The sequence below is a fragment of the Pseudotamlana haliotis genome (genome assembly GCF_008806375.1).
Taxonomy (GTDB): Bacteria; Bacteroidota; Bacteroidia; order Flavobacteriales; family Flavobacteriaceae; genus Pseudotamlana; species Pseudotamlana haliotis.
This window is the reverse complement of sequence record NZ_WAAT01000044.1, coordinates 45,413-46,118: the sequence shown is the minus strand read 5'-3', so window position 1 is coordinate 46,118 and position 706 is coordinate 45,413. Positions and strand designations below refer to the sequence as shown.

Here is a 706-nt window from a genome sequence, read left to right as displayed (position 1 = left end):
TGATGGCGAAATTTCTTGTGCCGAAGCTGCTGCTTTTACAGAGGATATGAATGTTAGCAACAAGTCTATTGCTGACTTAACAGGAATTGAAGCTTTTACGAACTTAACATATTTACGTTGCTCTCAGAATAGTTTAACTAGTTTCGATGTGTCTCAAAATACAGCCTTAACATATTTAAATTGTTTTAATAATATGTTAACAAGTATAGATGTTTCTAATAATACGGCATTAACCTATTTGTCTTTTTCTAATAATAATGTAACTAGTTTAGATGTTTCTAACAATACTGCATTAGAAACTTTATCTTTTGCTTCTAATAGTGTAGCTAGTTTAGATGTTTCTAATAATACAGCTTTAACTGAATTAGATATTGGAGACAATAATATATCATCTATAGATGTTTCTGCTCATCCAGCATTAAAATATTTATATTGTGACAACAATAACATAACTAGTCTAGATGTTTCTAATAATACAGCTTTAACTAAATTAGATATTGGAGAAAATAATATATCATCTATAGATGTTTCTGCTCATCCAGCATTAAAATATTTATATTGTGACAACAATAACATAACTGGTCTAGATGTTTCTAACAACCCATCATTAGCATATTTTTATTGTAACAATAATCAATTAACAAGTTTAGATGTTGCTAATAACCCAGCTATATATTCATTAAAATGTAATGTAAACAGTTTAACA

1 protein-coding gene is annotated in these 706 nt (G+C 27.6%); it reads left to right on the top strand.

The window, feature by feature from the left end; all coding sequences use genetic code 11:
* Positions 1–706: leucine-rich repeat domain-containing protein (locus F6U93_RS08895; RefSeq protein WP_191963484.1), on the top strand; the 706-nt coding region annotated here is incomplete at both ends.